Source organism: Stenotrophomonas sp. 278 (genome assembly GCF_003935715.1).
Taxonomy (GTDB): Bacteria; Pseudomonadota; Gammaproteobacteria; order Xanthomonadales; family Xanthomonadaceae; genus Stenotrophomonas; species Stenotrophomonas maltophilia_AH.
The window spans coordinates 24,341-32,444 of record NZ_RHPP01000036.1; the positions used below are offsets into that span (position 1 = coordinate 24,341).

Below are 8,104 nucleotides of genomic sequence, written 5' to 3' on the forward strand. Positions count from 1 at the left end.
TGCCGAAGCTGCCGGGCAGCGCCCGGCAGCACCTCATCGCGCGTGGTGCGTCTGCCCGGTCGGATCCTGCAACTGCAGCACCCTGCCCTGTTGCCAGGCGTCGGCTTCCGGATCGATGGTCGGGGTGGGGATGTCGGCGCGCTCGGCGCGCTTGGCCGCCGCGTCCACGTCCAGGCGATGGTTGCGTTGGGCCAGGAGCCCGGGATCCAGCTGCCCGTCCCGGGTGAACCCCATCATCAGCTGCGGTGCGCCGAGCGGCAGGGTCAAATCCCGGTCGGTGTGCCACGTATGCCAGGTCTTGCCGTAGGTGCCCACCAGCTTGGTCATCAACGCCTTCTCCGCCACATCGGGCAGACCCGGGGCAATCAGCGCACCCGACTTCACCTCATGCACGTGACTGTGCCAGAGCGCCTTTTCCTGCGGCGGGAGCTTTTCGAACACTGCCGCACTGACGATGTATTCCACGCCCATGAGCTTGGCGTCGCTCACGCTCCCGTCGTAGATGACACACTGGATCACGTCGTCGTTCAGCACCGAACAGTAGTGGTGCGCTTCCATCTGCGCTTCCATCGCGCCGTTGTAGAAGTGGAATCCATCGAGATAGGCGTTCAGTGCCTCGACAGGGGGCCTGTCCTGGATCATCGCCGCACCTGCATCGAGTGCACGGGTCTTGGCGCTCTCACTTTTCCCCGGGGCTTCAACCGGTGAATCGGTCTGACCGCCGCCACATGCAGATACAGTCGATGCGAGGATCAAAGCGGCTGCGGCGACGAGGATGGGGCGGGTCATGACGGTCTCCTTCAGGCTGTTCACGGTGCGAGTTCGATCCAGGTCGGCGCATGGTCGCTGGCCTTTTCCTGCAGCCGCACCCAGCGGTCGACACCGGCTGCCTTCAGCCGTTTGGCCAGGACCGGGTTTAACAGAAGATGATCTATGCGCATGCCCCGATCACGCTCGGCGTGCTGGCGGAAATAGTCCCAGAAGGTGTAGATGCGACGCTGTGGATGCAGCTGCCGGAGGCTGTCGACCCAACCCTGCTTCAATAGTGATTCGAAGGCTTCACGGACGTCCGGATGGAACAGCGCATCGTCGCTGAAGCGCGCGGGGTCGAATACATCCTCTTCGGCTGGAATGACATTGAAGTCACCCAGCATCACCACCGGATGCGGCAGGTCCACCAGAGTGCGGGCATGCCTGGCCAGCCGCTTCATCCACTTCAACTTGTACTCGAACTTGGGCCCTGGTCGCGGATTGCCGTTGGGCAGGTACAGCGCTGCCACCACGATGCCGTGGACAGCGGCTTCCAGATACCGGCTCTGCGTATCGGTGCGATCGCCTGGCAGCCCGCGCCGGCTTTCCACCGGTACGGCACCGCGCGCAAGCAAGGCAACGCCGTTCCAGCGATGCTGTCCCTGCCACAGGGCCCCGTAGCCCGCTTCGTCCAGCGCCTGCGCCGGGAACGCATCATCCAGCGCCTTCAGCTCCTGCAGCGCCACGACGTCCGGCTTTTCCCTTTCCAGCCACGCCAGCAGATGCGGCAGGCGGGTGCCGATGCCGTTTACATTGAAGGTGGCGACTTTCAGGCGCTTGCTGCGTGCCATGACACTCCACGCCGATCAACTGATCACAGCCTGCCCGGACAGCCGTGGTCGGAACGCGACGGGAGAATGAACGGCGCGTGGCTGGTCCGGGACGGACTAGGTGCTCACGGTGAGTCCGACCTTCACCCGGTCCAGCACGGGCAGGCTGCGGAAACTGGCCACGAGGTTATTGTCGGCGAACAACCGGGTCGACAAGGTTTCATAGGATTCAAAGTCCGGCAGCAGGATGATGAGAATGAGCCCGCCATTGCCGGTGACGTGGTAACACTGCTGGACTTCCGGAACGGCGCGGAACTGTGCTTTGACCGCGCGCACCACAGCGGACTGGTCGTTGATCAGGTGCACCTCCACCACCACGGTCACCCGCGCCCCCACAGCCTTGGGGTCCACCACCGCGATGTTCTGCTCAATGACACCTGCCGCTTCCAGGGCAGCCACGCGCCGCTGCACGGCGGCCGGGGACAGGCTCACCTGTTCGGCGATCAGCCGCTGCGGCGTACGGTTGTCCCGCTGCAGAATGTCGAGAATGGCGCGGTCGAATTTGTCCATGGTGCAGTTCCTCGATTTCCCGCCCAGATTTAAAGATTTCACCCGCGAACGGGTGCGGATCTGCGAATTTCGCTGGCGGCGGCGAGCCTACCATTTCCCGTCATGAAGCCATCACTCGCCCCCTCCTTCTCCCACCCGGCCCTGCTCGCGGTAATGATCTCGCTGGTTGTCCAGAACATCGGTGCGAGCCATGCCAAACATCTGTTCGTCGTAATCGGTCCGGAGGCCACCAGCGCACTGCGAATTGGCCTTTCGGCACTGATTCTGGTGCTGATACGCCGCGCCTGGCGACACCGCCCTGACCACACGCAATGGCCGGCCGTAGCGGTGTACGGTCTGATGCTGGGCGGCATGAACATCCTCATCTACCAGGCGTTCGCGCGCATTCCCCTCGGGGTTGCGGTGGCCATTGAGATTCTGGGCCCGCTGGCCGTGGGCGCATTCGGCGCGCGAAGTGCGCTTGGGTTGATCTGGTCGGGCGTGGCGTTGGGCGGCTTGTTGCTGTTGCTGCCCTTGGGAGACGCCACGGACAGCGCGTTGGATCCAACGGGTGTGGCCTGCGCCGCGGGGGCCGCCGTCGCGTGGGCGCTCTACATCATCACCGGCAAACGCGCCTCGCATCTGCAGGGTGTGGACGCGGTCTCGTGGGGCATGGTCGCCGCTGCCGCACTTGCCATACCGCTGGCCGTCGGGCCCGACCTGACATCTGTATTCACGCCGGGGATTGTGTTGGCCGGTCTGGCCGTGGCGGTGCTGTCCAGTGTGATTCCGTATGCACTGGAAATGTGGGCCATGCGACGGCTGTCGGTGTCCACAATGGGCGTACTGATAGCCACGGCTCCCGCCGTCAGTGCACTGATCGGCTGGTGGCTGCTGGGTGAGCAACTAAGTGCGCGGCAGTGGATGGCTGTGGCTTTGATCGTGGTTGCAGTAGGCGGGCACGGTTTGAGCGCAAGACCTGTGCGTCATCACGCCACTACGGCGGGTGATCGATCTGCTTGAGCACACGGCGCGGGCGCTCGCGCTGATACTTCCGGAAGTTCACCGGCATTGCGGGTGGCGGTGGCTCAGGCGGGTCCAGCAACGTGATCACGATGCGCCCATGGCTCGCTGCAATCCGCAACCGGACGCCGGGATGGAAACCCATGCGACTCAGCCATCGGCCACGCAGCACGATCATGGGCACGCACTGGTCGAGGTCATTCGCATCACGTGATGCACCGACGGTCGCCAGCACGCGCGCATCATCTGTCACCCGTACACCTTCTCCCTGCTGCCGCATCACAGCCTCTCTTTCCTGAGATTTCACATGCATCTGCGACGGTACCCGCAGATGAACTACAAAAACTCGCTCATGACGCCAATGACGCAAACCCCTGCACATCCTGCGCACCGCTACGGCTCCACAAACAAGGCTGGGGTGGCGTGATCGGCATCATTGTGCAGTCCGCCGCAGTTGCGCGCTGCCGGTCACCTGATACGCTGCGGCACATGGACTACCGTGATGTGAAAGGACTTCAGATGAAATCACCTGCACTGTTCCTGGCCCCATGGCTGATTACCGCCATGGTCGCCTCATCGATCTCCGCCCCGGCGGCCGCGCGGGATGTCGTGGCCGAGGACAGCGACGGCATTACCCTTGCGGTGATGCAAGGTAACCTCGACGCATTGGAACGCGTGGGCAAGACCAAGGGACCCGCCCGCCTCGCGGCGCGTGCCGGGTATTACCGGGTTCGCGGCGACCTGCAGCAGTCCGATAAATGGGCCGACACCTGCATCGCCGACCCTGCGGTGAAGGCTGTGCCGACTCAGGGCGTGATGTATCTCTGTCGCAGCCTGCGAGCCGGCAACCGCCTGCTCGCCGGAGATGTGGCAGGGTGGGCGAAGGAGATGCTGCTGGTGCGGGACATCTTCCGGAAACACATCGCTCCGACGTTGCCTCCGGGCGACGACGTGGAGACGCTGAGCCGGCCGGCCTTCGAGCGATTCCTGACCGTTCCGGAGTCGGGAGTTCTGGCAGAGCCCGTCGCCGCTGGCACGCGCTTCCCGGTCTCCGATCGCGCGGGGGTTCCTGTGATTGCCGGGAAACTGGAAGGCGGTACCGACGGCAGGAAGCGCAACATTGATACCGACTTCATCGTCGACACAGGCGCATCGCGCTCCCACATCAGCCGCAAGGCCGCGCAGGCCATGGGCCTGAGCGTTACGGACGGCTTCGGGTATGACACCACCAAGCCGGACCATCCGGTCCTGATCGGTCTGGCCGCTCCTGTGGACGTCCGGCTGGGCGATGTTCTGCTGCGCGACGTTTCCTTCACCGTGACCGATGACGTTCCGTTCGTCATCCTCGGACTCGACCTGCTTCAGCGGTTGGGCCCGTTTGTGCTGAAAGATGGGCACCTGGAAACCCTTGCCAGCGTTCCGCGGACGGTCTGCCAGCAGCCCGCCTCGTTTACCTCTTCGCTGTGGGGCACCCAGAACTCGCTGCGCGTGCCAATGCGCATTGGCAAGCGCGATGAACTGGTCCTGCTGGATACCGGTACCGACCTGCCACTGGAGATGTCGGGCGTGAGCCTTGCGGACTATCCCAAGAGCGCCCTGGTCGAGAAGCAACGACTCACCATGCACGGCGTCAACCAGGTCACCTATGCAGAGGCGACCGCACCGGTCACCTTCAACGGTGCCACGGTCAACGTACCCACCCAACTGGTTGACCAGCCGGGCATGGTGTACCCGATCTCCTGGAAGCTGGGTTACGGTCTGCGTCGGCAGTTCGACTTCTATGTCGACGTGGGCGGCGGACGCGGCTGCCTGCACAGCAAGCGGCAGGTGCCCGAGGAAACCGCGTTGTTCAAGGCGCTGAACGAAGAGATCGAACGTGAAGCTGACAAGGCAGCGGCTGCGGCTGATGCGGCCGTTGAAGCAGCGTCGCGCGCTCACCCGTAGAGCCGGGCTTGCCCGGCTGCTGTTGCCGCGAACAACCAAACGCCTCCCGGGCCCGCCTGAACGGACCTAACGACGGAAGCGAAGTACGTCCGCAGATGGTGGAACCTTCCGCCCCTCCATCGGCTCAATCCGATCGACCGAATCCGCGTACTTGATGCGCGCATCGTGCATGTCGTAATCAAGCTGCATCTGGAACCAGAACTGATACGTAGTGCGGAAGTAGCGCCCAAGCCGCATGGCGGTCTCAGCACTGACACCCTTGCGGCCCGCAATGATGTCCGCGACAAGCGCGGGCGACACCCTGAGATCCGTTGCCAGCTCATCGATCGAGATGCCCATCGGCACCATGTACTTCTCTACCAGGAACGTGCCTGGACGCACCGGCAACAACGATGTGACGTTGCTCATTCCGTTTCACCGCTCATCGAGGGTGCCTCTTCGATCAAAGCACGCAGTGTATCGACGGGAACGGACGCGTTCTCACTGGTTTTTCATGTGAACGGCCCGCACCGAAACCAGCGTAGCGTTATCGTCGAAGGAAAACGTCGCCCGGATGGTTCTGGGGTCCACATCGAACATCGCCCTACCCCTGTCGTATCTGACCACAAGCTGGCCTGGGGTATCGTCATGGATCGATACACCCCTCAGCCCCTCGAACGCCCGCAACACCACTTCCTTGCGGGTACCAACAGGAAAGCGTGCGATCAGCATGTCACCCACGTCGATCTTGTCGAACCCGGTGGGCTTGCCCGAGGCCACGACTTCATCCAGCAGTTCCCGTGCCTGCTGTCTTTCCCCTCTCTGCTGTCGTGCCTCTGGGCTGAAGATATCGACGTAGATCCATCCAGCGACGACGCAGACGAACAAGGCCAACCACATCGCACTGAATTTCGTATCCATTCTTTGCATCCGGAACTCCCTGCGTTGATGAATCATGGGGACACGAGAGGATCCCGAGGCTCCATCTCGAACGTCACACGGCTGGCACAGGTTGGCGCGTTTCGATCATCCACCGTAATCGACAGGAAGAGCAAGTCGCCGGATGCAACAGTCTTATGAACAGTAATGCGGCGATCATCTCCCGAGGTCGGCGTGTACAGTTGGAAGCCCTCCGCCAGTAGCGGATGGGTAACGGCGTCCAAGCTCAAGCAAGCGTCCACCGGGACCAGCGTCAATGCAATCCGATGGCTGTCCTGGGTGGCAACGGGCTTCCAAACTGCCCAGGCGTACGACCCTGCACCAATCGCACCCTGCACCCCTCGGCGTCGGGCAGACGCATCGGGGGGCAAATCGATTGCCAGCACCTTCTGAACCTGATCAACAGAAAAGTCGTGTTGGGATTTCAGTGCGTTCGCAAGATCGTGCACCTGCTCCACTACACTGCTTACGGTGAGCTCCGGCCCCTTAGCCAGCGCGGGGTAGTCACCCAGGTCCGGCACGGTCGCGGAATGAGTAGGGATTGAAGCATCTGAGAACGCAGCTGCCTGATCCTGCGCAGCCCGCATATCGGTCACCATCGCATCCTGCATGTTGTTCTCCTGATGGCCAGGTGCCGGCTTGGCACAGGCAGACAGCGCGAGGATGAGCGCTGACCCGATGGCCACGTAGCGTGGGTTGCGGCCCCTCTTACTGCTTCTCATCGACAAGCATCCTCCGCGATTTTTCAGATCGAGTTGCTCACCCGAGCGATTCATCACTTGGTTCCAGCTCGAGCATAACGACCCGGGCGCAAGTCGGGGCATCACGGCGGTCAACAGTAGCGGCCACATACAGCGTCAACCCTGAATCGACCAACTTGTCGAACGTAATCCGGCGATCATCACCGTACGTCGGCACATACATCCTGAAGCCATCAGCAAGCAACGGCTTGCTCAGAGCATCGAAGCTCAGGCACGCCTCAGCTGGACTGAGCACCAACTGTACAGAGTGGCCAGCAGCGGAAGGCGACCTCTTCCATACCGCCCATTCGTAAGTGCTGCTTCCAACCTTGCCCGACACACCGCGCCTACGATCTTCAGCGTCGGAGGGCAACGCGAATCCGAGAACTCGCGCCACATTCTCTGGATCGGCGTCGGCATAGGTGCGCAGGTCTTTGGCAAGGCCGTGAACCTGTGCAACGAGCTCGGCCAAGCTCAGCTCCGGTCCGGGCTTGAGCGCCGGGAAGCCCTTCCACTCAGAAGGCGTGCTCGCCCCTTCCGGCACAAGGGAATCCGAAATCGCGGCAGCCTTGTCCTGTTCACGCCGGATCTCAGCGGATACTGCGTCCTGCAAAGCTTCTTCCTTCTTGTTCTTTGATGGCTGGGCGCAAGCGGAGACCGCAAGCGCTACCACGCCGACCAGCACTGCGACGGGGATATGGCATCCATTGCGAAGCATGTCCATTAACTACTCGCTGGGAGGAGATGCCTGGAAGGGTAGCCTATGGGTCGGCGTTGAGACAGGTTGGTAATTTGACGAGCTCAACCATGATCGGACGCATTGCAGTCATCCACCCAGAGGCCACTCAACGGACTGTTCCCGGCAGCCTTGAGGGGACTGTCAGGAATTTTGTGTTCGGGCATAACATGTTGAAAAGGATCATGTATGCCACCCAAGAAGAAGACCGCCAAGGCCGCTGCCCGTCAGCTGCCCACCCTGCCTGCCGAGCTCGTTGAGCAGCTCGCCAACGGAGCTACGACCGCTGGCGAGATCCTGGACATCACCACAGCCCTGAAGAAGGCCTTGATTGAGCGGGCACTGAAGGGGGAACTGGGCCATCACCTGGGGTACCCGCCCGGAAGTGAGCGACCGGAATCGACCGGCAACCAGAGAAACGGAACGTCCAGCAAGACCGTGCTGACTGAGGACGGCCCCCTGCGACTGGACGTTCCGCGGGACCGGGACGGTAGCTTCCAGCCCATTCTGATTCCGAAGCACGAGCGGCGCTTTACTGGCTTTGACGACAAGATCGTGGCCATGTACGCGCGCGGGATGAGTGTTCGCGACATTCGTGCGTTCCTGTCTGAGCA

General features: G+C 62.3%; 11 protein-coding genes. 3 read left to right on the plus strand and 8 right to left on the minus strand.

Features of this window, described 5'->3' with window-relative positions; translation table 11 throughout:
* Positions 1-33 precede the first annotated feature (33 nt).
* The 3 genes from EGJ34_RS08335 to EGJ34_RS08345 form a co-directional block, all read right to left on the minus strand.
* Positions 34-789: an OBAP family protein gene (locus EGJ34_RS08335; RefSeq protein WP_125360031.1), complete on the minus strand. Its 756-nt coding sequence runs from the start codon at positions 787-789 to the stop codon at positions 34-36.
* A gap of 20 nt (positions 790-809) precedes the next feature.
* Complete coding sequence (xth, locus tag EGJ34_RS08340) at positions 810-1,601, minus strand: exodeoxyribonuclease III (RefSeq protein ID WP_125360032.1); 792 nt, start codon at positions 1,599-1,601, stop codon at positions 810-812.
* 96 nt (positions 1,602-1,697) lie between these two features.
* Positions 1,698-2,150 carry an Lrp/AsnC family transcriptional regulator gene (locus EGJ34_RS08345; RefSeq protein WP_125360033.1) on the minus strand — a complete coding sequence of 151 codons (453 nt, stop codon included), beginning with the start codon at positions 2,148-2,150 and terminating at the stop codon, positions 1,698-1,700.
* A gap of 102 nt (positions 2,151-2,252) precedes the next feature.
* Here EGJ34_RS08345 and EGJ34_RS08350 point away from each other — a divergent pair, with 102 nt between their 5' ends.
* A complete protein-coding gene (locus EGJ34_RS08350) occupies positions 2,253-3,152 on the plus strand; it encodes an EamA family transporter (protein WP_125360034.1) in 900 nt (299 codons plus the stop codon).
* Here the strand turns inward: EGJ34_RS08350 and EGJ34_RS08355 are convergent.
* Positions 3,127-3,522, minus strand: a complete 396-nt coding sequence (locus tag EGJ34_RS08355) for a SymE family type I addiction module toxin (RefSeq protein ID WP_185750110.1) — start codon at positions 3,520-3,522, stop codon at positions 3,127-3,129. The genes EGJ34_RS08350 and EGJ34_RS08355 overlap by 26 nt on opposite strands.
* A 53-nt stretch (positions 3,523-3,575) precedes the next feature.
* Here EGJ34_RS08355 and EGJ34_RS08360 point away from each other — a divergent pair, with 53 nt between their 5' ends.
* A complete protein-coding gene (locus tag EGJ34_RS08360) occupies positions 3,576-5,096 on the plus strand; it encodes a retropepsin-like aspartic protease (RefSeq protein ID WP_185750111.1) in 1,521 nt (506 codons plus the stop codon).
* 66 nt (positions 5,097-5,162) lie between these two features.
* Here EGJ34_RS08360 and EGJ34_RS08365 read toward each other — a convergent pair whose 3' ends face one another.
* From EGJ34_RS08365 to EGJ34_RS08380, 4 genes are all read right to left on the minus strand, one after another.
* Positions 5,163-5,504, minus strand: coding sequence for a HigA family addiction module antitoxin (locus tag EGJ34_RS08365; RefSeq protein ID WP_125360037.1), 342 nt, complete (start codon positions 5,502-5,504; stop codon positions 5,163-5,165).
* A gap of 72 nt (positions 5,505-5,576) precedes the next feature.
* Positions 5,577-5,996: a DUF6393 family protein gene (locus EGJ34_RS08370; RefSeq protein ID WP_125360038.1), complete on the minus strand. Its 420-nt coding sequence runs from the start codon at positions 5,994-5,996 to the stop codon at positions 5,577-5,579.
* A 32-nt stretch (positions 5,997-6,028) separates the two neighbouring features.
* The gene (locus EGJ34_RS08375) at positions 6,029-6,790 is read right to left on the minus strand and encodes a hypothetical protein (protein ID WP_125360039.1); all 762 of its coding nucleotides are present in this window, start codon (positions 6,788-6,790) and stop codon (positions 6,029-6,031) included.
* The gene (locus EGJ34_RS08380; protein ID WP_260476938.1) at positions 6,774-7,478 is read right to left on the minus strand and encodes a hypothetical protein; all 705 of its coding nucleotides are present in this window, start codon (positions 7,476-7,478) and stop codon (positions 6,774-6,776) included. The genes EGJ34_RS08375 and EGJ34_RS08380 overlap by 17 nt, the downstream gene beginning before the upstream one ends.
* A 201-nt stretch (positions 7,479-7,679) precedes the next feature.
* Here EGJ34_RS08380 and EGJ34_RS08385 point away from each other — a divergent pair.
* On the plus strand, positions 7,680-8,104 hold a 425-nt coding region (locus tag EGJ34_RS08385; protein WP_148100482.1), incomplete at its 3' end, for a transposase.